Source organism: Pedococcus sp. (assembly GCF_036554925.1).
In the GTDB taxonomy this organism is placed as follows: Bacteria; Actinomycetota; Actinomycetes; order Actinomycetales; family Dermatophilaceae; genus Pedococcus_A.
The window spans coordinates 1-21,552 of the sequence record NZ_DATBMI010000206.1 but is presented as its reverse complement, the minus strand read 5'-3'; the positions used below and the strand labels follow the sequence as shown (position 1 = coordinate 21,552).

Here is a 21,552-nt window from a genome sequence, read left to right as displayed (position 1 = left end):
TGGGGGAACGAATGTACGTCAGCGTCCCCTGTCGCGTACTGCGGTCCGGGATGAGCGGCCCCTGGCCTAGACCGGCTTGAGCACCTCGAGACCGAGGAAGGGCCGCAGCGCCTGCGGCACCACGACGGACCCGTCGGCCTGCTGGTGGTTCTCGAGGATCGCCACGAGCCAGCGCGTGGTGGCCAGGGTGCCGTTGAGGGTCGCCGCGGTCTGGGTGCCCTTCTCGGTGCGGTACCGGGTGTTCAGCCGGCGCGCCTGGTAGGTCGTGCAGTTCGACGTCGAGGTCAGCTCGCGGTACCTGCCCTGGGTCGGCACCCACGCCTCGCAGTCGTACTTGCGGGCCGCCGGGCCACCGAGGTCACCCGCCGCCGTGTCGATGATGCGGTAGGGCACCTCGATCTTGGCGAGCATGTCCTTCTCCATGTCCAGCAGCCGCTGGTGCTCGGTCACCGCGTCCTCCGGACGGCAGTAGACGAACATCTCGAGCTTGTTGAACTGGTGGACGCGGATGATCCCGCGGGTGTCCTTGCCGTAGGACCCGGCCTCGCGGCGGTAGCAGGTGGACCACCCGGCATACCGTTTGGCGCCGTCGGAGAGGTCGAGGATCTCGTCGGTGTGGTAGCCGGCGAGCGCGACCTCGGAGGTGCCCGTGAGGTAGAGGTCGTCGGCCTCGAGGCGGTAGACCTCGTCGGCGTGGGCGTCGAGGAAGCCGGCGCCGCCCATGACCTGCGGGGTGACCAGCGTCGGGGTGATCATCGGGACGAACCCGTGCTCGACGGCCTGGGCGAGCGCGAGGTTCATCATCGCGATCTCGAGGCGGGCGCCGACGCCCTTGAGGAAGTAGAAGCGCGAGCCGCCGACCCGGGCGCCGCGCTCCATGTCGATCGCGTCGAGCGCCTCACCGAGCACGAGGTGGTCGCGCGGCTCGAAGTCGAAGGTGCGCGGCTCGCCGACGGTCTCCAGGACGACGTAGTCGTCCTCGCCACCGACCGGGACCCCGGGCTCGATGACGTTGCCGATGCGTCGAAGCAGGGTGTCGAGCAGCTCCTCGGCCTCGGACGCCGCGGCCTGCAGCGACTTGACCCGGGCGGCCATCTCCTTGGTCTGGGCGAGCAGCGCCTGTTTGGCCTCACCCTGCGCCTGCGCGACCTGCTTGCCCATCGACTTCTGCTCGGCCCGCAGCCGCTCGAACTCGGTGAGGGAGGAGCGGCGCCGCTCGTCGGCCGCGAGGATCTCGTCGACGACCCCGTCGTCCTCGCCCCGGGCCCGCTGCGAGGCGCGGACCCGGTCGGGGTCCTCGCGCAGAAGCTTGATGTCGATCACCGGGCCAGCCTATCGGGGGCCGGCAGCACGAAATCCCTCGCTGCCGCCAGTCCCCTGGTGCGAGACTGACGGTGCCTTCACGGGAGATGAGTGACCGGAGCCCCCATGCCCTCTGTCCCCACCCTGCTCGCGTTCTCCGCGGCGGCCGCGGCGCTCGTGCTGCTGCCCGGGCCCAACCTGCTCTACATCATCAGCCGCGGCATCGCGCAGGGCCGCCGGGCGGCGCTGGCCTCGACCCTGGGCGTGACCGCCGCGACCGCGGTCTTCGTCGCGCTGACCGCCTTCGGCCTCACCGCCCTGATCTCCTCCTCCGTCGTGGCGTTCTCCGTCGTCAAGTACGCCGGCGTCGCGTACCTCGTCCACCTCGCGGTGCGGGAGTTCCGATCCCACGGGAGGTTCCGGCTGGAGCAGCCCGCACCGGTGAGCTCCCGGCGGGCCTTCGCGGACGCGTTCGTCGTGGGGATCACCAACCCGAAGGTCGCGCTGTTCTTCCTCGCCTTCTTCCCCCAGTTCGTCCACGCGGACGCCGGGCCGGTCGCCACGCAGGTCCTCGTCCTCGGCGCGGTGTTCGTCGCGATCGGGCTCACGTTCGACTCGACCTACGCCCTGGCGTCGGGCGCCATCGGCGGCTGGCTGGCCCGCCGCCCTCGGGTCATGAGCCGCAGCCACTACGTCAGCGGTGCGGTCTACCTGGCGCTCGGTGGGGCGGCTCTGCTGACCGACGGCTCCCGGCGCGCGTAGGGCCGGGCGGCGATGGACACCGCGACCCAGCTGGTCTTCCTCGCCGTCGTCGCCGGGCGCTTCCTGCTGCCCCTGCTCATCCCGCGCTTCCCGCTGCCGGCGATCCTCGCCTGCCTCGTCCTCGACGGCATCGACCAGAGCATCTTCCAGGCGTTCGGCCACGACCCGCCGGGCTACCAGGGCTACGACAAGGCCATGGACGTCTTCTACCTGTGCGTCGCGTACCTGTCGACGCTGCGCAACTGGGCGAGCGGGGCCGCGTACCGGGTCGCGCGGTTCCTCTTCTTCTACCGGCTCGTCGGGGTGCTGGCCTTCGAGCTGACCCAGTGGCGCCCGCTGCTGCTGGTCTTCCCCAACACGTTCGAGTACTTCTTCATCGCCTACGAGGTGCTCCGGCTGCGATGGAACCCGACGCGCTACGGCCTGCGGTTCTGGCTCTGGTCGGCCGGGCTCATCTGGGTCGTGGTCAAGCTCCCGCAGGAGTGGTGGATCCACATCGCGCAGCTCGACTTCACCGAGACGGTGCAGGACGTCCCCTGGTTCGGCCCGGCGGTCGTCCTCGCCCTGCTGGCCCTGCTCGCCGTGCTCTGGTTCGCGGTGCGGCCGCGCCTGGACGCCGTCGACTGGCCGTGGCGGGTGGCCGCCGACCCGCTGCCGGCCGAGATGGACGAGGCCCGCGAGCGCGCGGCGTGGACGGCGGCGCACGGCCGGGTCTGGTCACTGGCCAGCCTCGAGAAGGTCGTGCTCGTCGGCCTCATCTGCGTGATCTACGCGGAGGTGCTCCCCGGGCTCGACGCGTCGGGGCTCGCGCTCTTCCTCGGCCTCGCCGCCTTCGTGCTCGTCAACGCCGGTCTGGCCCTGTGGGCGGCCCGCGCGGCGCGCACGGTCGAGTCGGCCGTTGCCGCGTTCGCCGTCCGTGTGGCGGTCAACAGCGGGCTGGTGCTCGTGGCCGACCGGCTCCTCGGCCGCGACGACGGCGGGCTCAACCAGGCCGGGGCCTTCTTCTTCGTGCTGCTGCTCAGCCTCATCACGTCGCTGCACGACCGGTTCTGGCCGGTGCACCAGGTGCGCTCGGGCGCCACGCACCACCCGGTGCCCACCCGCTGAGCCGCGCGGCACGGGAGCCGGTATGCCGCGGGCGGGCGTCAGGCGCGCACGTCCGCGAGGTGGTGGGCCAGGTCGTGGAGGAAGTACTGGCCGAGCGTCTCGACCGTGAAGACCGACCCGTCGCTGCGCACGCCGGTGCGCTGCCACTGATCGCGCTCGACCGAGGCGAACGCGTCCTGCACGTCGGTGGCAGCGTCGCGGAGCTCGGCCGCGACCTCGGCGGGGTCCTGCGCGTGGTAGCGGGTGGCGACAGCGGTGGCGTCCTGGTCCCAGTTCGGGAACGCCGGGGCGTCCTCGCGCAGCATGGCGTCGACCCGTTCGGTGAAGACCCGGCAGACGTCGCGGACGTGACAGGCGTACTCCAGCGGTGACCAGGTACGCGGGTCCGGCCGCCGGCGCGCGTCGGGGCGGGCCAGCACGGCCTGCCAGGGCTCGGTGAGCGCGGGCACCCGGTCCGCCACCTGCGGACCAGGCACCTCGCCCGCGGTGAACCCGCACTCGAGGCAGGTCTCCCGCAGCGTCCAGGTCCAGTCCTTGGTGTCAGGCTCGATCGCGTCCGGCTCGATCGCGTCCGGCTCCACCGTCTCCGGTGGTGGGCTCTCGGTCATGCCGCCACGCTACGCCGGGCCGGCTGCCGCGCGCTGCCGCTCGAGACGCCGCATCACCGGGGTCACGGCGACCCCGTGGACCACGACCGACAGGACGATGGTGAAGGCGACCGTGGACCACAACCACCGCTCCTCGGAGAAGCCGGCGAGGCCGAGGGCGTAGGCGAGGTAGTAGATCGAGCCGACGCCCCGGACCCCGAAGAAGGCCGTGACGAGCCGCTCGCGGCGGTCCAGCGACAGGCCGGGGCCGCGGGCCAGCCGCTGGCCGCCGACCGAGAGCGCCACGAAACCGGCCAGCGGCCGGATGACGAAGACCAGTGCCACCGCGATGACCAGGCCGCGCCAGTCCAGGTTGGCCAGCAGGCCGTGGGTCAGCCCGATCCCGACGAAGAGCAGCACGATGAGGGTCAGCAGCCGCTCGAGCCGCTCGACGACCTGGTGCATCAGCGCGTGGTAGTCGTGCGAGCGCTCGGCCGAGCGGATGGTCATGGCACAGGAGAAGACCGCGAGGAAGCCGTAGCCACCGACGACCTCGCTGGCGCCGTAGGCGAGCAGCACGGCCGCCAACGCCATGAGCGGTTCGCCCGTCTCCGCGACCCGCAGCGACCGCGCCCTGGAGCGGAAGGCGACCCGCCCGAGGAACCACCCCACCGCGACGCCGACGGCGACCCCGAGGACCGTCTTGCCGACGAGCTCCCAGCCGAGCCAGCGCAGGCCCCACTCCGAGACCGGACCCTGCGTCGCGAGGAACACCGCGGCATACACGAAGGGGAAGGCGAGGCCGTCGTTGAGCCCCGCCTCGGAGGTGAGGGCGAACCGCACCTCGTCCTCCTCGTCGATCTCCTCGGCGTCGTCGTCGACGCTCGGGCCCTCGACCTGCACATCGGAGGCGAGGACGGGGTCGGTCGGCGCGAGGGCCGCGCCGAGCAGCAGTGCCGCCGCGGGCGCGACGCCCAGGCCCCACCACCCGAGCAGGGCGACGCCGGCGATGGACAACGGCATGGCGATGCCGAGCAGCTTCCACGTGGCCGCCCACCGCCCCCAGCCCTCGCGCCGGCGGAAGGAGAGGGGTCGGTCGAGCGCGAGGCCGACACCCATCAGCGCGATGAGCACGGTCACCTCGGAGACGTGCTCGATCACCACGCGGTGCTCGAGCGGGTCGAAGGGCTCGGCGCCGGACACCGGCAGCAGCCCGATGAGCGCGCCCACCCCGATCAGCACCAGCGGCGCGGAGAGCGCGGCGCGGCGCAGCACCGAGGGCAGGACGACCGCGAGCAGGAGCGAGACCCCGCCCAGGAGAAAGACGAGGTCGGCCCGCATGTCACCACCCTCTCACCCGGCGGGAGGGCCTCGCGCGGCCACAATGGGTGGGTGGGCACCGACCAGCAGCCGGCGGGCTTCACCATCCGCCGCGCGACCCCGGGGGACCATGCCGCCGTGGGTGCGATCACCCTGCGCTCCTACGTCGACGACGGCCACCTCCCGCCGGGGGTGGACTACGCCGACGAGCTCGCGGACGCCAGCGGGCGGGACCGCCACGCCGAGCTGTGGGTCGCCGTCGCCCCGTCCGGCACGGTCCTCGGGTCGGTGACCTTCGCCGCCCCCGGGACGCCCTACGCGGAGGTCGCCGACCCCGACGAGGGCGAGTTCCGGATGCTCGCGGTGGCCCACGCGGCCCGCGGTCGCGGTGTCGGCGAGGCCCTGGTGCGTCGCTGCGTCGACCGCGCGCGGGAGCTCGGGCTCGCCGGGGTGGCGATGTCGACGCAGCCCTCGATGGCCTCGGCGCACCGGGTCTACGAGCGGCTGGGGTTCAGCCGGGCTCCCGAGCGCGACTGGCAGCCCGTGCCCGGCGTCGACCTCATCGCCTACCGGCTGCGCTTCTGAGCCTGCCCGTGCGCCGACGACTGCCGCCGATCCCTGTCGCCACGGTCCGCCCGCGTGGCTACCGTGGGGTAGTTTCACGCTGTGATCTGGGACAACGCTGGTTGGTACGCGCTCGTCGCGGTGGTGCTCGTGCTGGGCTTGGCCCTGCTCGTCGCGGGCCGCTCCGCGGACCGGCTGCGTTCCGGCGGGGCCCACCGCGCGCGGCGCTTCGGCCGGCGTCGCCCCCACCGCAGCGAGTTCCGCCCCGAGGGCCACGTCGAGCCCGAGGCGCCGCGACGGCGGGCGGCGGTGGTCATCAACCCGACCAAGTTCGAGGACCTGCCATCGGTCCGACGCCGGATCACCAAGGTCTGCCGCGAGCTCGGGTGGGACGAGCCCCTCTTCATCGAGACGACCGCCAAGGACACCGGGACGGGCCAGGCTCGTCAGGCCCTCGAGGAGGGGGTGACCGTCGTGTGCCCCCTCGGTGGTGACGGCACCGTCCGCGCGGTGGCCGAGGCGCTGGTGGGCAGCGAGACCCCCATGGGCCTGCTGCCGGGCGGCACCGGCAACCTGCTGGCCCGCAACCTCGAGCTGCCCGTCGACTCGCTCGAGGACGCCCTCCGCGTCGCGCTCACCGGCCAGAACAAGCGGGTCGACGTCGGGCGGCTGACCGTGGACCAGTCGGGCGAGCACGAGCGCCCGGAGCAGCACATCTTCCTCGTCATGGCCGGCCTCGGGTTCGACGCGGCCATCATGGCGGGAGCCCCCGAGAGCCTGAAGGCCAAGGTGGGCTGGCCGGCCTACGTCGTCTCCGGCGCTCGCAACCTGCGGGGCCCGCAGTTCAAGGTGCGGGTCAAGGTCGGCGACGCCGAGGAGTTCTCGCGCCGGACCCGCACGGTGGTCATCGGCAACTGCGGCAAGCTCCTCGGTGGCCTGATCCTCATGCCGGAGGCGGAGGTCGCGGACGGCAAGCTGGACCTCGTGGCGCTGTCCCCCCAGGGCATCGTCGGCTGGGCCGCCGTCGCCATTCGCCTGGCCTCCCGGCGGCGCCGCGGCCACCCGCGGGTGGACCACCACACGGCCACCGAGTTCACGGTGCGCTCGGACCGGCCACAGGAGGTCCAGCTCGACGGCGACCCGATCGGCACGGCCCGCGCGATCAGCGCCGAGGTCGTCCCGTCCTCCCTCGTGGTCCGGGTCGGAGCCCTCGACTGATGGCTGCGGTGCGGTCCGCCGGCCCGGTGGACGATGCCACCCTGTCCAGGGCCCGCCGCGCGCTGCGAGGCGCCGCCACCGCCGTCGCGGTGGCCCTGCCCATCGCGCTGCTGGCCCTGCTGGTCCGCGAGCAGTTCAACCCGCTCATCCGGTTCGACGAGGGAGTCATCCGGTGGGCCACCCACGTCACCCGCTCCGCCGGCGTGGCCCCGCTGCTCGTCGCAATCCAGGAGGCGACCACACCCGTGGTCGTCCACGTCCTCGCCAGCCTCGTCGCGCTGTGGGTCTTCCTGGCCAAGGGCCTGCGGTCACGGGCGGTGTGGGCCTTCGCGACGCTCATGGTCGGCTGGTTCCTCGGGTATGCCGTGAAGCTGGTCGTCCAGCGGGCCCGGCCGGTCGTCGACGACCCGGTGTCACACGCACCCGGCTACTCGTTCCCGTCCGGGCACGCGACCAACATCGCGGTCGTCACGTCCGTGCTGGTCTTCCTGCTGTGGCCGCTGCTGTCCTCGGCGTGGCGGAAGGTCGCCGTCGCCGTGGCCGTCTCCGTCGCGGCCGTCGTCGGGCTGGACCGGGTCTTCCTCGGCGTCCACTTCCCCTCGGACGTGCTTGCCGGGCTGATCCTGGGCGTGGGCATTACCTTCTCCTCATGGATCGGATTCATCGGGAAGACGGCCGTGACCTCCTCACCAGGGCCATCGGCCCCGGCGTCGTCGTCTGGGGGGTGATCGTCGGGATCGGCTTCCTCATCACGGGGCCGCTGTCGGCGATCGACCGCCGCGAGGACTCCGTGGCGGCCGCCTTCAACCGGAGCCGGACCGACCTGTGGGACGGGATCACCGACGTGTGGTCCAGGGTCGGGAACACCGAGATCATCATCGCGACCTGCGTGGTCGTCACGGCAGTGCTGCTGTGGCGCACCCGTGACTGGCGGTTCAGCGCAGTGCCCGCGATCGCCATCTCCCTGCAGGCCACGATCTTCGTCCTGGCCACCCACACCGTGGGTCGGGTGCGTCCGCCGGTCCTTCCCGAGGACCCGTCACCGCCGACGTCGAGCTTTCCCAGCGGCCACGTCGGGGCGGCCACCGCCCTGTACGCGTCCTTCGCGCTGCTGGCCGCCGAGCGCATCGAGCGGACGTGGCTGCGGCGCCTGGTCATCGCCCTGTGCGTGACCCTGCCGCTGCTGGTCACCTACGCCCGGCTGTACCGCGGCGCCCACCACCTCAGCGACGTCGTGGTGGGCATCGCCAACGGCCTGGTCTGCGCCGGCCTGGCGTACGGCTGGTACCGGCACCGCGCCCGCAGCAGCGGCAGCAGCACCCGGGCGAAGGTGCACAGCGCGGTCGGCTGACGCAGCAGCGGCGCCGACCCGGCCCACCTGAGCCGAACAGCCCGGCGCGCCGTCGAGCGGGGTACGCGCACCGGGCCCGCACCGGCTGCCCGCACCGGCTGCCCGCACCCCGGATGGACGGTTGGGTGCGGGCAGGCAGCGGCCCTGCCAAGATCGACTCCGTGCCCGAGTCGACCTCCCCGCGCGCCCAGACCATCTCCTACCCGGGCCTCGGCGCCAGCCCGGCCCGGGGCGGCATCGAGCCGGTCGCGCCCCACGTGGTGGTGCTGGTGGGCGCCACGGGCGACCTTGCGCGGCGCAAGCTCCTGCCCGGCCTGGCCCACCTGGTCCTCTCGTCGCTGGCCCCGGAGATCTGGGTCGTCGGGACCTCCCTGGAGGACCTCGACGACGAGGGCTTCCGGGAGTTCGCCCGCGCCGCCCTCGACGACTTCGGCCGGCCGCTCAGCGTCGAGCAGTGGGAGCGGTTCGCGCAGCGCCTCTCGTACGTGCCGCAGTCCGCGGGGCCGCAGGCACTCGCCGCCGCCGTGGCCAGGGCGGAGGAGCACCTCGGGCCCGACGCCCTCCGGCTGCACTACCTCAGCGTCCCGCCGCGCGCTGCGTTGGAGGTGATCACGCTCCTGCGCGAGGCCGGCCTGGTGCAGCGCTCCCGGGTGGTGATGGAGAAGCCGTTCGGCACCGACCTCGCCAGCGCCGTGGAGCTGAACCGGCACCTGCACGAGACGTTCACGGAGGACCAGATCTTCCGGATCGACCACTTCCTCGGCAAGGAGGCGGCGCAGAACATCCTCGCGTTCCGCTTCGCGAACGGCCTGTTCGAGCCGATCTGGAACCGCAACTTCATCGACCACGTGCAGATCGACATCCCGGAGACCCTGGGCCTCGACCGCCGGGCCGGGTTCTACGAGGCCACCGGCGCCTACAAGGACATGGTGGTCACCCACCTCTTCCAGGTGATGGCGTTCGTGGCGATGGAGCCGCCGACGGCCCTGGAGCCCCGGGCCATCAGCGAGGAGAAGAACAAGGTCTTCCGCTCGCTGCTGCCGATCGACCCGCACCAGGTGGTCCGTGGCCAGTTCACCGGGTACCGCTCCGAGGACGGCGTGCAGCCCGACTCCGACACCGAGACGTTCATCGCGCTCAAGTGCGGCCTCGACAACTGGCGCTGGGCCGGCGTGCCGTTCTACCTGCGCACCGGCAAGCGGATGGCGGAGGGCGCGCGCATCATCTCGATCGCGTTCAAGGAAGCGCCGCGCAGCATGTTCCCTGCCCACTCCGGCGTCGGGTCCGCGGGGCCGGACCACCTGACCTTCGACCTCGCCGACGAGTCGAAGGTGTCGCTGTCGTTCTACGGCAAGCGGCCCGGGCCGGGCATGCGGCTGGAAAAGCTGTCGATGCAGTTCTCCCACCAGGAGACCGAGCGGGCCTCGGACGTGCTCGAGGCCTACGAGCGGCTCATCCTCGACGCGATGCGTGGTGACCACACGCTCTTCACCACGGCCGACGGCATCGAGAGCCTGTGGGAGCGCTCGACGGCCCTGCTCGAGGACCCGCCCGAAGCCAAGCCCTACGCACCCGGCACGTGGGGGCCCAACGCGATCCACCAGCTCGTCGCGCCGCACGCGTGGCGGCTGCCGTTCGAGCGGGCCTGGCGCGAGCGCACGCCCTAGCTGTCCCTGGCCTGGCGGAGGTCCCCTGGCGGAGGTCCCCTGGCGGAGGTCCTCGCCTCCCGGCTGCCGAGAGCCCTGCCTAGCGCCCCGGGATGCCGCGCAGGCCGTGCAGCCAGGCCCGTGCCTCGGCGAACGACTCGTCGGTGGTGTGCGGGCTGACGTGCACGGCTGCGCCGTGGGCCGCCGGGTAGCTGCCGAGGAACCGCACGTCGGCACACACCCGCTTCAGCCCGACCAGCGCCTCACCGACCCGTTCGTCGAGGACGTGGCCCTCGATGTCGATCGAGAAGCAGTAGCTGCCCATCGACTCCTTCGTGGGCCGCGACTCGAGCCGCGACATGTTGATGCCGCGCACGGCGAACTGCTCGAGCAGCTCGAGCAGGCCCCCGGCATGGTCGTCGCGCTGGAACAGCACCAGCGTCGTCTTGTCGGCGCCGGTGCGCTCGGGCAGCTCGCCCGGCCGGGCGACGAGCACGAAACGGGTCACCGCCGCCCCGTTGTCGCCGATGTCCTCGGCGAGCACCTCGAGGTGGTGGTTCTGCGCGGCCACCGGGGCGCAGACGGCTGCCTGGTATGCCGCGGGGCCGCCCTCGCGCAGGCCGGCGGCGGCTGCCGCCGTGGACAGGGTCGGGACGTAGGCCGCTCCGGGGAGGTGGACACCCATCCAGCCGCGGACCTGGGCCCAGGCATGGCTGTGGGTGCCGACGGCGCGCACGTCCGCGAGCGGCACACCCGGGGCGGCGGCGAGGACGAACGTGATCGGCACGAGCACCTCGCCGGTGACCACGAGCGGCTCCCCGCTGGCCAGGGCGTCGAGGGTCGCGCTGACGCCGCCCTCGACGGAGTTCTCGATCGGCACCATCGCGGCGTCGATCTCCGCCGAGCGCAGTGCCCCGAGCGCGGCGTCGACCGACCCGAAGGGCCGGTGGTCACCGCCGGCCGCCGGGCTCCAGGAGTGCAGGGCCATCTGGGTGAAGGTGCCCTCGGGGCCCAGGTAGCCGTAGCGGGTCATGCGGTTCTGGCCATGGTGACGGGGACCTCTCAAGGCCTCTGGGAGCCGGTGCGGGCGGCGGCGAGCGCCTGCTGCTCCTCGGGGGTGAGGGTCGCGTCGCTGCTGCCACCGACGACCCCCTTGGCGTAGGTGCGGGACTCGCCGCGTGCGTGGATCGTGCTGAAGACCAGGCCGTCTCCGCGGTCGTCGACGACGGCAGCGCTGAACGAGAGCCTGCCGCCCATGTCGCCGAAGGCGTCGTAGCGGACGACGGCGACGTGTCGCAGCGCCTGCGCGAGGTCCGAGCGCAGGGCGGCCAGGTCACCCGCCCCGACCGGGCGGGCCTGGCGGAGCTGGCGGACCTCGCCGCTCAGCCGGGCGACCCGCACGAGCGCGAGCGCCAGGCCGGTGACGACGAGCACGGCGACGACGCCGGCCGCGATCACCAGCACCGTGGTCGTCGTCTCACTCGGCTGCACGCCGTGAAGCCTATGCAACGCCGCTGGTTAGAGTCGACGTCGACATGGACCTCAGCCTCGCCACTGCCGCCATCGTCTTCGGCCTCATCTTCGTGGTGGAGCTCCCCGACAAGACCTTCATCGCCACCCTGGTGCTCTCGACGCGCTTCCGGCCGCTGCTGGTGTGGGTCGGGGTCGCGCTGGCCTTCCTCGTGCAGACGCTCGTCGCCGTCCTGCTCGGCGGGCTGCTCGCGAGGCTGCCACGCACGCCGGTCGAGGTGTTCGCGACGGTCATGTTCCTCCTCGGCGGCTTCCTGCTGCTGCGCGGCGCCGCGGACGCCGACAAGGAGGAGCTGGAGACCGTGGAGGAGTTCTCGCACAAGGGGGCCGCGACCGCCCGCGGGCTGAAGGTGGTCGCCACGAGCTTCATGGTGCTGTTCCTGGCGGAGTGGGGCGACCTGTCGCAGCTGCTGACCGCCTCACTGGTCATCACGTACGACGACGCCCTCTCCGTCGGGGTCGGGGCGTTCGCCGCCCTGGCCGCCGTCTCCGGGCTCGGTGCCCTGATCGGCCGGGTCCTGCTGACCCGCATGCGGCTGACCACCATCCGACGCGTCGGCGGCGGCGTCTGCCTCCTCCTCGCGCTGGTGAGCGCCCTCCAGATCGCCGGGGTCGTCGGCGGCTGAGCGTGACGAGCGGCCCCGGAGGCTCCGCCGTCGTCAGCCCGCAGCGCCGTGCGGGGTCCGGTCGGTGGGCGGGCGGTGCGGGTGCTGGTCGTGCGGGTGGTCCGGGTGCTGGTCGTGCGGGTGGTCCGGGTGGTGGTGCGGGTGGGCCCGTAGCGGGATGGTGCGGCTCAGCGACCACCCCAGCAGCCCGAGGGCGAGCAACGCGCCGAAGGTGTCGGCGTTCTGCAGCACGCGGCCGGGGAGCTCCGGCCACTCGGGGTGGTTCAGCCACGAGATGCCCCACCACGGCAGGCGGCAGAGGAACCACGCCGTGAGGATCCCGGCCGCCACCAGCCGCCGGCGGTCGCGCAGCGGGTCGGCACCCAGGATCGCGAAGATGACGACCACCATCCAGTGCAGGTGGTGGATCCAGGCCACGGGCGAGAGCAGCACCGCCATGAGCCCCACCGCCGCGACCTCGCTGATCGAGTCACCCGCGAGGTAGGCGCGCCGCGCCAGGTGGAACCCGACGACCGCGACGACGGCGACACAGACCAGCCAGATGACCGTCCCCGGCAGCCCCTCCGGCCCGACCCGGAGCAGGAACCCACGCAGGGACTGGTTCGACGTGCCCATGTTCGGGCCGAGCCGCGCCGGGTCCTGGAGCGCGCCGCCCCAGAACGTGAACGACGCCTCGGGGAGCAGGACCCACGCGCCGAGCGTGACCGCCACCGCCGTGCCGACCGCGGTCGCCGCCTCGCGCCACCGCCGGTTCACGAGGTAGTGGATGACGAACACGCCCGGCGTGAGCTTGATCGACATGGCCAGGCCCACGAGCACCCCCGGCGGTACCCGGCGGAGCAGGCCGGGGCGCGGACGCCGCAGGTCCATCAGGCAGGCCAGCACCATGAACGCGTTGACCTGCCCGAACCGGATGCCGTCGGACACCGGGTGGAGCCACAGCATCGGGGCGGTGAGCACGGCCAGGGTGAGCGGCGCCCATGCGCCGGTGCGGTGGATCAGGCGCCACCCGGCATACCAGACGATCGCGGCGGTGGCCGCGACCTGGAGGGCGGTCCACAGCCAGCCGGCGACCCCGAAGGGCACCAGCGCGAGCGGGAGCGCGAGCACCGCGGCGAACGGGGGGTAGGTGAACGGCAGGAGCTGCGGCGGCTCGGTCATCGCGGAGTACAGCGGGCGCCCCGTGAGCAGGGACACCCCCGCCTCGCGGTAGACCTCGACGTCGACCTGCCACTGGTCGATGGGCCAGAACACGAGGTACCGCAGCACCACCGGCAGCGACGCCAGCAGGATCAAACCTGCCGCCGCGGTCCAGCGCAGCCACTCCGGCCATGCGTCCACGGCGCTCCGGGGCCGGGGACGGGGTGGCGCGGCGGGGGTCACGCGCCCATTCTTGCGTGCCCGCCGCGCCGGGTGCGGGCCCACCCGCCGTAGCCTGTACCCCGTGATCCGCCGCGTCCTGCTCCTGCTCGCCGGCCTCCTCCTGACCCTCGGCGTCGCGGCGGCCCCGGCCGGCGCAGCGAGCCCGGCCGCGGCGCTGGAGGACTCCGCGCCCGCTGACACGAGCAGCCCGGTCGTCCTGATCGGCACCGGCGGCATCACCTGGACCGACGTGTCAGAGACCGCCACCCCCGCCCTGTGGTCGTTCCTGCGGGACGGCTCGAGCGCGGCCCTGTCCGTGCGCTCGGTCAACACCAACACCTGCCCGATCGACGGCTGGCTCGGCCTGTCCGCCGGTGCCCGGGCCGCGGCGCCGGGGCCGGGAGGCTCCCCCGAGCGCAGGCCCACGGACCCCTGCCCGCAGGTCCCGGTCGTCGACAGCGGCGAGGTGCCGGGGTGGAACGAGTACGTCAGGGCCGCCGCCTCGAAGAAGTTCGACGCGCAGCTCGGCCTGCTCGGCGAGGACCTCGCCACCCAGGGCGTGTGCGTGCAGTCCGTGGGGCCGGGCGCCGGGGTCGGCGGCGCCTTCCGCAGCGGGACCCAGCCCCGGTATGCCGCGTTCAACCGCGCCGCGCTCACCTCGGCCCTGGCCGCGTGTCCGGTCACCCTCGTCGACGTGGGCTCCGTGCGCGACCCCGCCGACGTGGCGGAGGGGGAGCCCCGCACCTCCGGCTCGCGCGCGGCCCAGGTCAAGGCGGTCGACCAGCGGATCCAGCAGGTCGTCGAGGCCGCCCCGGCCGGGGCCGACCTCGTCGTCGCCAGCCTCTCCGACGCCGGCGTCAGCGAGCGCCTGCGGCTGGTCGCCGCGAAGGGCCCGCACTTCGGGAGCGGCACCCTCGAGTCGCCCTCGACCCGCCAACCGGGGCTCGTCCAGGCGCCGGACCTCACCGTGACGCTCATGTCCGCCGCCGGCGCGGAGGTGCCGAGCGAGCTCGGCGGGGCGGCGGTGCGGCGGATTCCCGCCGAGGGCAACTCCGAGGCGGCAGCACGCGACCGCCTCCAGGCGCTCGTCGACTACGACCAGGCCTCACACGAGGTGCACTCGCTCGTCCCGCCCTTCTTCAACGCGGTCGTCTACACCCAGCTGGCGATCTACGTGCTCGTGCTCGTGGTGTGGCGGCGGGACCTCGGGCCGCTCGAGCAGCGCACGCGGCTCCTGCGGCTCGTGCGGCGGGTCGGCGTCATCGCCGCCACCGTGCCCGCCGCGACCTTCCTCGCCAACCTCATCCCGTGGTGGCGCTTCCCGGCCCCGATGCTCGCGGTCGTGGCCAGCGTCGGGCTCTTCGTCGCCGCCCTCTCCGCCCTGGCCCTGCTCGGGCCGTGGGGGCGCTCGCTGCTCGGCCCGATGGCGGTCGTCTCCGGGGCCACCATGGCGGTGCTGGCCCTCGACGTCATGACCGGCTCGCGGCTCCAGCTCTCCTCGCTCATGGGGCTCCAGCCGGTCGTCGGCGGCCGGTTCTACGGCATGGGCAACACGACGTTCGCCCTCTTCGCGACCTCGACGATCCTGCTCTGCATCGCGGTCTCCGACCACTTCGTGCGACGCGGGCAGGCCCGGCTCGGGGCGATCGCCGTCGCCGCCATCGGGCTCGGCGCGACGTTCGTCGACGGTGCCCCCTTCTGGGGCGCCGACGGCGGCGGGCCGCCGGCCCTGCTGCCCGGGCTGGCCTTCCTGGTCCTCTCCATCCTCGGCGTGACCATGACGTGGAGGCGCGGGCTGGTCATCGCCGGCGTCACGGTCGCGATGTTCCTCCTCGTGGGCTTCCTCGACTGGCTGCGACCGGTGGAGTCCCGCTCCCACCTCGGCCGGTTCTTCCAGACCACGCTCGACGGCGGCGCGCTCGACGTCATCACCCGCAAGCTGGACCAGAACCTCTCGATCCTCTTCGGCAACTACCGCCTCGCGCTGCTCGTGCCGATCGCGCTGGTCTTCGTGATCTACGTGCTGGCGCGGCCGACGTCGTGGGGCTCGCGGGCGCTGCAGCGGTCCTTCGACCGCGCGCCGACGCTGCGGCCAGGCCTCATCGCGCTGCTGGTGACCCTGACCATCGGGTTCGCGGTCAACGACTCCGGTGTCGCGGTGCCGGCCAACGGGGCCCTCATCGCGGTGCCCCTGATCATCGCCGTCAGCGTGACTGCCCTGCTGGACGAGGCCCGAGCGGTCGGGACGACGCGCGCCTCCCGGCGACGGTGAGGGCGGCCCACACCAGCAGCACGGCGTACGGCGCGACCCTGCGCCGGAACCCGAGCGTGAGGTCCTCGACCAGCGGGGTCATGGCCACCACCCGACCGGGCACGTAGGCCAGGCCGAGCACGGCGAGCCGCACCAGCAGCACGAGGTCGAGGACCCCGGCAGCGAGGATCGGCAGGGTGGCCCAGGTCAGCTGGTCGTACCACGGCAGCGAGTACGGAGCGGACAGCGCGTACGCGGTGCTCAGGACCAGGGCCCAGCGCACCGCCGCCCCCGTCGTGGTCCGCGGCGCCTGGCCCGCCGTGAGGCGCAGCAGCAGCCAGACGAACACCACGAAGAGCACCATCGACGCGGCGAACACGCCATTGCGCACCGTCGAGGACGGCAGCGTGCCGGTCAGCCCCTCGACCACCAGCCGCCAGGGAGTGGCGAGGGAGACCGAGCGTCTCGCCCGGGCGACCTGGTCGAAGACGTGCGGCCCGGCCCACACGTGGAGGGGGACGACCACGACCAGCGCTGCCGCGGCATACGTCACGGCGTTGCGCAGGAAGCGGGGTCGCTCGCGCTCGAACCACGCCAGCAGCACGGCCAGCCCGACGAGGCCGAAGGTGATCTTGGTGCTCACGGCGAGCCCGGTCAGCGCGCCGGCCGCGAGCGGGCTCCGGGCCGCCAGGACGAGGGCTGCGAGGGCCAGCGCCGCCGCGATCACGTCGAGGTGGGCGCCGAGGACCCCGATCGCGAACGCGAGCGGGTTCGCGGTCCACAGGGTGTCCACCCGCACCGGGTCGGCCGCCGTGCGCAGGAGCACCCACCGGACGGCCAGCCAGGCCAGCACGGTGAGCAGCTGCCACACCCACACGGTCTGGCGCATGCTGTCGCCCCCGAGGAGCGAGCTCAGCAGGTGCAGCAGCGTCGCGAAGGGGCCGTAGACGCTGACGGTCTCGGTCCAGGGCGGCTCGACGGCGGAGGTGACCGGGTCCAGTCCCGCCGCCCAGTCCTCCGGGGACACGAGGTAGGGGTCGCCGCCCTGCGCCGCGATCCGCCCGTAGGCGGCGTAGTTCGTGTGGTCCGCCGAGCCGATCGGTCCGGTCAGCAGCGCCCCGGCGGCCAGCAGGAGGGTGCCGCGCCAGGACCACGGGCGGGCCGGTGGCCGCAGCAGGGCCAGCGCGACCGCGGCCAGGCCGAGCAGGTATGCCGCGGCCAGCAGCCCCGTGGTCACCGCGGACGAGGGCGCGAAGGGCAGCTCGCCGGGCGCCCAGCCGCGCGGGCCGAGCGGCGGTTTCGCGGCGCTCGGGCCGAGGAGCCCGACCGCCAGGAAGACCCCGAACGAGCCGGTGAGGAGGACGCGTCGGAGCAGGTCGTAGCGCCGGGGCGCCGTGCCTGCGGAGGCGGCCGGGGCGGCGGTGGCGGCGTCCCGCTCAGCCCGTGACACGGCGAAGACGGCGGTGGGCCAGGGCGAGGGCGACGTCGCGGTACTGCCGGGCACGGTGCAGCTGGCCGCGCCAGTCGGAGCCGCTCACCCGGTGGTGCAGCTCGCACGGCACCTCGAGGACCTGCATCCCCGAGAGCAGGACGTCGATGGTCAGGCCGACCTCGACGCCCCAGCCGCGGGCCAGCGGTGTGGCGGCGTCGAAGGCCCTCCGCGAGATGCAGCGCATGCCCGAGAGGGGCTGGACCGCGCGGAACCCGGTGAACTCCTCGATGCCCGCGCGGGCCAGGCGCACGACGAAGCCGCGGCCGCCGCCGGCGGTCTTCTGCGGGGGCAGGGTCGCGATGGTCATGTCTGCCTCGCCGGAGGACACCGGCGGGATCAGCACGCCGAGGTTGGCCGCCGACGCCTCGAGGTCTCCGTCGACGAAGAGCAGGGCACGCCGTTCGGCGCCCGGCCCGACCCGGCCCTCCTCGAACTCGATCCGGGAGACGTACCCCGCCCCCGAGGTCATGGCCGCGGCCTTGCCACGGTTGCGCGGGTGACGGACCACCAGGGCGCCGGCAGCCCTGGCGAGCTCCGACGTGGCGTCCGAGCTGCCGTCGTCGACGACGACGACGAGGTCGATGCCGTCGAGCCTGCGCACCGCGTCGACCGTGGCCGCGATGCGGGCAGCCTCGTCCTTGGCCGGGATGATCGCGGCGACGGCGGTGTCGGTCATGGCGTCAAGCCTCTCGGGGGCGGGGGCGTCTTCGCCGGCGGCGCGCCGTCAGCGCAGGGTGACCTGGCGGCTGAGCAGCCCCGAGCGGGCCCTGCGCTCCTCCGGGGTGAGGGAGTCGGTGGAGGCGACGGCGGCGGCGTACCGCGTGCCGAAGGCGGCGAGCTCGTCCTCGTAGTCGGCGGCCTCCTTCTGCGGGTCGAGGTCCCAGACCGGGACCAGCAGGCCGCAGGCCCGGAAGGCGCCGAGCAGCCGGGTGCCCTCGCCGAGACCGCTCTCGCCCGCGGCGTGCAGGCGTGCCAGCGCGTCGGTGGCGAGGTCCTCGTCCTCGGAGAGCACGAGCCGGATGTGCGTCCGCTCGCCGATGCGGACCCAGTAGGCGGAGGGCAGGGCAGCCAGCTTGGTGGTCGGGACGATCGACTCGTTGGCGCGCTCGAGGGAGGCCTGGCCCTCGGCGTCGAGCTCGGAGTCACCGACCCAGAAGTCGAAGCCCTCGTGCACGGTGACCTCGAAGTCGCCCGCGCCGTCGATGAGGTCCTGCAGGCGGGGCGTCTCGGCCGTCGCCGGGGGCACCGTCGTGACCGGTGTGCCGGCCTCGGCTCCGGCCGCCGCGAGCAGGGACTGCGCGAGGTCGCGGGAGGCGTCACCGGAGGCCGAGCCGGACTGGGTGCCGACGAACACGGTGCCGTCGGCGCGGTGCAGGCCCGGCCAGGCGAGCGGCAGGACGGTGGCGATCGTGGCCTCGGCGGGAGCGCCCTCCGGCGCCCGGCCCTTCGCGAAGCGCACCGTGGCGGTGGCGGCGGGCAGGATCTCGCGCATCGCGACCCAGTCGGTCTCGCCGGCCAGGCCCTCGAACGGCCGGGCGACGAAGGGCGCGGGCTCGACGCGGGTGCGCGTGCGGCTGGACTGGTCTGCGGAGGCGCCGGACTTGCGGCGGCGAGATGCCTTACCCATGGGGGAAACCCTAGTGCGAGGGCTGGGGTGCGTCGTCAGTGGTCGCGCGGTCAGCGACTGCGGCGGCGGGACGGGCCGCCGAGGGAGGCCCAGACGGTGCTGCCGTGGCGGTCGTCGGCGACGCCCCACTCATGGGCGAGGCTGCGCACGATCCGCAGGCCACGACCGGAGGGCGCCCAGACCGTGCGGGGCGCCGGGCGGGGGCTGGTGTCGCCGCCGCCGTCGGTCACCTCGACCTCGACCACGCCGGCCTTGACCTTCCAGTGCACCCGCAGGGTCCCGTCGCCGAGCGGTCGGGCGTGCCGGATGGCGTTGGAGAGCAGCTCGGAGACGACGATCTCGCACTCGTCGATGGTGGTGACCGCGACGTCGCGGTCCCGGAGGTCCGACACGAGCGCGCGCCGCACCCGGGCGACGGACGAGGGCCCCCACGGGACGCGCAGGGTGCACGAGTCGGATCCGGCGGCGACCGCGGTCACGACGCGCTCAGGGGTCGCGGCAGCCGCGACCGCGGTACGTCGCCTCCCCTGCTCACCCATCCTGCTGAAACCCCACTGCGTCTGTTGGCGTAGGAGCAGACTACCCAGTGGCTCCGACGACGTCGACAACTACTCCCGGACGGTTGCTGATGATGGCGTCCACACCCAGCTCCAGGCAGAGCCGCATGTCCTCCGGCTCGTCGACGGTCCAGACGTAGACGTCGTGCCCACGGGCCTGCTGGCGGGCCACCGTGCGCGGCCAGCGGCGCACGATCTTGATGTCGAGGCCCACCGCCGTCACCCCGCGAGGGAGCGATCCGTCGCGAAAGCGCATCGGGACGCTGTCCTGGAGGAGGAGCACGGCCGGCACGTCAGGGCACAGCTGGCGCATCCGCTGCACCGCCAGCTGGGAGAACGACATCATCCGCACCCAGTGGGACCCGGGCGTCGCCGGGCCGTCGAGCCCGAAGTCCGCCAGGACCCGGGCGAGGTGACGCTCGACCAGACCGGCGTACCGGGTGGGGTGCTTGGTCTCGATGAACAAACCCAGGGGCCGGTCGGTCTCGTTCACCGCGGTGAGCAGCCGCCGCAGGGTCAGCAGCTGGTTCCTGTCACGGTCGGGCAGCTCGGCCTCGCCGCCGTGGGCCGCCCTCCACGAGCCCCAGTCGAGACCCTCGAGCTCGGCCAGCTCGAGCGTCGAGACGAGCCCTCGGCCGTTGGAGGTCCGGTTGACCCGGCGGTCGTGCACGCAGACGAGGTGGGAGTCGGCGGTGAGGCGCACGTCGCACTCGAGCCCGTCCGCACCCTCCTCGATGGCCCGCAGGTAGGCCTTCAGGGTGTGCTCCGGCTCCGCGCTGCTGGATCCCCGGTGGGCGATGACGAGGGGCGTGTGCCGGGGGGCTCCGTCATGGGGCACGGCCGACATCGTGCCACCCCAGCGACGGACACTCACCCTCGGGACCGCGCGCGTCCACACCCGTCGTGGCGAGCGATGCGATGGGGCAGAGTGTCTGCGTGCGGCACACGGCATCTCTTCACGGTGGAAAGGGCCGCCCGGGCACCCCGTCGTGCGGCTGCTCGTCGGGCTGCTCGTGGGCCAGCCGGCCCGGCACTCACACCCTGGCCTGCCCGGTCGTTCCATGCCCGTGACGCTGCCTGCCTTCCAGACGCTCGTGGACGCCCACTGGCGCGACGTCGCCCGCCTCGCCCACGCCCTCGCCGGGCCGGTCGACGGCGACGACGTGGCGCAGCAGGCGTGGGTGCAGGCGCTGGCCGCCTACCCCAGGCTGCAGTCGAGCCGGAACCTGCGCAGCTGGCTGCTGACCATCACCCACCGCTGCGCGATGGACTCGCACCGGGCCCGCGGACGCCGGGCGGTGCCGAGCGACGACGTGGCCGCGCTCGGCGGCGACCGGGGTGCGCTGGGCGGGGGCGGACCGGTGGCCGGGCCGGAGGCGACCCTCCCCGACGCGGACCTGTGGAAGCGAGTGGCCGACCTGCCCGAGCGGCAGCGGGAGGCGGTGGTGCTCAAGTACGTCGCCGACCTCGAGCACACCGAGATCGCCCGGGCCCTGGAGACGACACCGACGATGAGCCGGCGGCTGGTCAGCGACGGCCTGGCCGCCCTGAGGAGGGACCTGCCATGACGCAGCCCGAGGACCTGCTGGCCGCCTTCGACCCGAAGGTACTGCCCCCGTCCCTGCCCGCGAGCGACGTGTCGTACGTCGTCGAGGACACCGCGATCGGCCGGATGCTGCTCGCGGCCGACGCCTCCGGCGCCCTGGTGGCCTCCACCTTCGTGCCCGGCGACGAGGCGGAGTCGGCGCTGCTCGAGCGGCTGAGCCGCACCATCTCCCCGCGCGTGCTGCGCCAGCCCCGCGAGCTCGACGAGGTGCGCCGCGAGCTCGAGGCGTTCCTGGCCGGTCGCAGCCACGGCTTCACGGTGCGCACCGACCTCGCGCTGGCCAGCCCGTTCCAGCGGGTGGTGCTGCCCCGCCTCGCCGCGACGGTGGGGTACGGCCAGACGGCGACGTACGGGTCGCTCGCGCGGTCCGTCGAGCGCCCGTCGGCCTCGCGCGCCGTGGGCGCCGCCCTGGGCGCCAACCCCCTGTGCGTCGTGCTGCCGTGCCACCGGGTGGTCGCCTCCTCCGGCGCCCTGACCGGGTATGCCGGTGGGCTGGCCGCCAAGCGCGACCTCCTGGACCTGGAGGCGAGGGAGAGCCACGCGGGCGACTCGATGTGATGCGCTAGGGGTGTCTAGCACCACGGCAAGATTGCGCTGACAACCGCTCGATGTCGCTCGGGGCTCCGTGACGGGAAGCGCGCCGA

The 21,552-nt window shown here is 73.6% G+C and carries 22 protein-coding genes; 11 read left to right on the top strand and 11 right to left on the bottom strand.

Annotation, left to right across the window (positions count from 1 at the left end; all coding sequences use genetic code 11):
• Window positions 1-66: 66 nt before the first annotated feature.
• The gene (serS, locus tag VIB11_RS15830) at window positions 67-1,323 is read right to left on the bottom strand and encodes a serine--tRNA ligase (RefSeq protein ID WP_332032461.1); all 1,257 of its coding nucleotides are present in this window, start codon (window positions 1,321-1,323) and stop codon (window positions 67-69) included.
• Window positions 1,324-1,428: 105 nt separating this feature from the next.
• On the opposite strand from serS, the gene VIB11_RS15825 reads away from it, so the two are divergent.
• Both VIB11_RS15825 and VIB11_RS15820 read left to right on the top strand, forming a co-directional pair.
• On the top strand, window positions 1,429-2,064 hold the full coding sequence (locus VIB11_RS15825) for a LysE family translocator (RefSeq protein ID WP_332032459.1): 636 nt from the start codon (window positions 1,429-1,431) through the stop codon (window positions 2,062-2,064).
• A 12-nt stretch (window positions 2,065-2,076) separates the two neighbouring features.
• Entirely contained in the window at window positions 2,077-3,171 is a 1,095-nt protein-coding gene (locus VIB11_RS15820) for a hypothetical protein (protein WP_332032457.1), read from the top strand.
• 38 nt (window positions 3,172-3,209) lie between these two features.
• Here VIB11_RS15820 and VIB11_RS15815 read toward each other — a convergent pair whose 3' ends face one another.
• A complete protein-coding gene (locus tag VIB11_RS15815; RefSeq protein WP_332032455.1) occupies window positions 3,210-3,779 on the bottom strand; it encodes a DinB family protein in 570 nt (189 codons plus the stop codon).
• 9 nt (window positions 3,780-3,788) lie between these two features.
• Window positions 3,789-5,099 carry a cation:proton antiporter gene (locus VIB11_RS15810; protein WP_332032453.1) on the bottom strand — a complete coding sequence of 437 codons (1,311 nt, stop codon included), beginning with the start codon at window positions 5,097-5,099 and terminating at the stop codon, window positions 3,789-3,791.
• Between the two features lie 51 nt (window positions 5,100-5,150).
• Here VIB11_RS15810 and VIB11_RS15805 point away from each other — a divergent pair, with 51 nt between their 5' ends.
• The 5 genes from VIB11_RS15805 to zwf all read left to right on the top strand — a co-directional run bounded on the left by VIB11_RS15805 (window position 5,151) and on the right by zwf (window position 9,878).
• Window positions 5,151-5,663 carry a GNAT family N-acetyltransferase gene (locus tag VIB11_RS15805; RefSeq protein ID WP_332032451.1) on the top strand — a complete coding sequence of 171 codons (513 nt, stop codon included), beginning with the start codon at window positions 5,151-5,153 and terminating at the stop codon, window positions 5,661-5,663.
• 81 nt (window positions 5,664-5,744) lie between these two features.
• Window positions 5,745-6,860, top strand: a complete 1,116-nt coding sequence (locus VIB11_RS15800; protein ID WP_332032449.1) for a diacylglycerol kinase family protein — start codon at window positions 5,745-5,747, stop codon at window positions 6,858-6,860.
• An 89-nt stretch (window positions 6,861-6,949) separates the two neighbouring features.
• Window positions 6,950-7,588, top strand: a complete 639-nt coding sequence (locus tag VIB11_RS15795; protein WP_332032447.1) for a phosphatase PAP2 family protein — start codon at window positions 6,950-6,952, stop codon at window positions 7,586-7,588.
• On the top strand, window positions 7,510-8,211 hold the full coding sequence (locus VIB11_RS15790) for a phosphatase PAP2 family protein (protein ID WP_332032445.1): 702 nt from the start codon (window positions 7,510-7,512) through the stop codon (window positions 8,209-8,211). The genes VIB11_RS15795 and VIB11_RS15790 overlap by 79 nt, the downstream gene beginning before the upstream one ends.
• Before the next feature lie 152 nt (window positions 8,212-8,363).
• Window positions 8,364-9,878 (top strand): glucose-6-phosphate dehydrogenase, encoded by a 1,515-nt coding sequence (gene zwf, locus VIB11_RS15785; RefSeq protein WP_414695863.1) that lies wholly within the window; start codon window positions 8,364-8,366, stop codon window positions 9,876-9,878.
• 79 nt (window positions 9,879-9,957) lie between these two features.
• Here zwf and pheA read toward each other — a convergent pair whose 3' ends face one another.
• Together pheA and VIB11_RS15775 are read right to left on the bottom strand one after the other, a co-directional pair.
• Complete coding sequence (pheA, locus tag VIB11_RS15780) at window positions 9,958-10,890, bottom strand: prephenate dehydratase (RefSeq protein WP_332032443.1); 933 nt, start codon at window positions 10,888-10,890, stop codon at window positions 9,958-9,960.
• 29 nt (window positions 10,891-10,919) lie between these two features.
• Window positions 10,920-11,348 carry a DUF4446 family protein gene (locus VIB11_RS15775; RefSeq protein WP_332032441.1) on the bottom strand — a complete coding sequence of 143 codons (429 nt, stop codon included), beginning with the start codon at window positions 11,346-11,348 and terminating at the stop codon, window positions 10,920-10,922.
• 44 nt (window positions 11,349-11,392) lie between these two features.
• Between VIB11_RS15775 and VIB11_RS15770 the strand changes: the two genes are divergently transcribed.
• The gene (locus VIB11_RS15770; protein ID WP_332032439.1) at window positions 11,393-12,013 is read left to right on the top strand and encodes a TMEM165/GDT1 family protein; all 621 of its coding nucleotides are present in this window, start codon (window positions 11,393-11,395) and stop codon (window positions 12,011-12,013) included.
• A gap of 33 nt (window positions 12,014-12,046) precedes the next feature.
• On the opposite strand, the gene VIB11_RS15765 is transcribed toward VIB11_RS15770, so the two are convergent.
• Window positions 12,047-13,354 (bottom strand): glycosyltransferase 87 family protein, encoded by a 1,308-nt coding sequence (locus VIB11_RS15765; RefSeq protein WP_332032437.1) that lies wholly within the window; start codon window positions 13,352-13,354, stop codon window positions 12,047-12,049.
• 103 nt (window positions 13,355-13,457) lie between these two features.
• On the opposite strand from VIB11_RS15765, the gene VIB11_RS15760 reads away from it, so the two are divergent.
• The gene (locus tag VIB11_RS15760) at window positions 13,458-15,647 is read left to right on the top strand and encodes a hypothetical protein (RefSeq protein ID WP_332032435.1); all 2,190 of its coding nucleotides are present in this window, start codon (window positions 13,458-13,460) and stop codon (window positions 15,645-15,647) included.
• On the opposite strand, the gene VIB11_RS15755 is transcribed toward VIB11_RS15760, so the two are convergent.
• The 5 genes from VIB11_RS15755 to VIB11_RS15735 are packed head-to-tail and all read right to left on the bottom strand — an operon-like array spanning window position 15,580 to window position 20,140.
• On the bottom strand, window positions 15,580-17,076 hold the full coding sequence (locus VIB11_RS15755; RefSeq protein ID WP_332032433.1) for a glycosyltransferase 87 family protein: 1,497 nt from the start codon (window positions 17,074-17,076) through the stop codon (window positions 15,580-15,582). The two genes, VIB11_RS15760 and VIB11_RS15755, sit on opposite strands and share 68 nt — an antisense overlap.
• Complete coding sequence (locus VIB11_RS15750) at window positions 17,063-17,794, bottom strand: glycosyltransferase family 2 protein (protein WP_332032431.1); 732 nt, start codon at window positions 17,792-17,794, stop codon at window positions 17,063-17,065. The genes VIB11_RS15755 and VIB11_RS15750 overlap by 14 nt, the downstream gene beginning before the upstream one ends.
• A 48-nt stretch (window positions 17,795-17,842) precedes the next feature.
• Window positions 17,843-18,745: a DUF5926 family protein gene (locus tag VIB11_RS15745; RefSeq protein WP_332032429.1), complete on the bottom strand. Its 903-nt coding sequence runs from the start codon at window positions 18,743-18,745 to the stop codon at window positions 17,843-17,845.
• Window positions 18,746-18,795: 50 nt separating this feature from the next.
• Complete coding sequence (locus VIB11_RS15740) at window positions 18,796-19,284, bottom strand: ATP-binding protein (RefSeq protein ID WP_332032427.1); 489 nt, start codon at window positions 19,282-19,284, stop codon at window positions 18,796-18,798.
• A gap of 40 nt (window positions 19,285-19,324) precedes the next feature.
• On the bottom strand, window positions 19,325-20,140 hold the full coding sequence (locus VIB11_RS15735; protein ID WP_332032425.1) for a glycerophosphodiester phosphodiesterase: 816 nt from the start codon (window positions 20,138-20,140) through the stop codon (window positions 19,325-19,327).
• Between the two features lie 223 nt (window positions 20,141-20,363).
• Here VIB11_RS15735 and VIB11_RS15730 point away from each other — a divergent pair, with 223 nt between their 5' ends.
• A complete protein-coding gene (locus VIB11_RS15730) occupies window positions 20,364-20,870 on the top strand; it encodes an RNA polymerase sigma factor (protein ID WP_332032423.1) in 507 nt (168 codons plus the stop codon).
• Window positions 20,867-21,466 (top strand): methylated-DNA--[protein]-cysteine S-methyltransferase, encoded by a 600-nt coding sequence (locus VIB11_RS15725; RefSeq protein ID WP_332032422.1) that lies wholly within the window; start codon window positions 20,867-20,869, stop codon window positions 21,464-21,466. Before VIB11_RS15730 ends, VIB11_RS15725 begins: the two co-directional genes overlap by 4 nt.
• The last annotated feature ends 86 nt before the right edge of the window (window positions 21,467-21,552 follow it).

Coding starts and splice junctions, on each gene's coding strand:
- VIB11_RS15825 (WP_332032459.1), top strand. CDS start 1,429: ATGCCCTCTGTCCCCACCCTGCTCGCGTTCTCCGCGGCGGCCGCGGCG.
- VIB11_RS15820 (WP_332032457.1), top strand. CDS start 2,077: ATGGACACCGCGACCCAGCTGGTCTTCCTCGCCGTCGTCGCCGGGCGC.
- VIB11_RS15815 (WP_332032455.1), bottom strand. CDS start 3,779: ATGACCGAGAGCCCACCACCGGAGACGGTGGAGCCGGACGCGATCGAG.
- VIB11_RS15810 (WP_332032453.1), bottom strand. CDS start 5,099: ATGCGGGCCGACCTCGTCTTTCTCCTGGGCGGGGTCTCGCTCCTGCTC.
- VIB11_RS15790 (WP_332032445.1), top strand. CDS start 7,510: ATGGATCGGATTCATCGGGAAGACGGCCGTGACCTCCTCACCAGGGCC.
- pheA (WP_332032443.1), bottom strand. CDS start 10,890: ATGACCCGCTACGGCTACCTGGGCCCCGAGGGCACCTTCACCCAGATG.
- VIB11_RS15770 (WP_332032439.1), top strand. CDS start 11,393: ATGGACCTCAGCCTCGCCACTGCCGCCATCGTCTTCGGCCTCATCTTC.
- VIB11_RS15750 (WP_332032431.1), bottom strand. CDS start 17,794: ATGACCGACACCGCCGTCGCCGCGATCATCCCGGCCAAGGACGAGGCT.
- VIB11_RS15745 (WP_332032429.1), bottom strand. CDS start 18,745: ATGGGTAAGGCATCTCGCCGCCGCAAGTCCGGCGCCTCCGCAGACCAG.
- VIB11_RS15740 (WP_332032427.1), bottom strand. CDS start 19,284: ATGGGTGAGCAGGGGAGGCGACGTACCGCGGTCGCGGCTGCCGCGACC.
- VIB11_RS15730 (WP_332032423.1), top strand. CDS start 20,364: ATGCCCGTGACGCTGCCTGCCTTCCAGACGCTCGTGGACGCCCACTGG.
- VIB11_RS15725 (WP_332032422.1), top strand. CDS start 20,867: ATGACGCAGCCCGAGGACCTGCTGGCCGCCTTCGACCCGAAGGTACTG.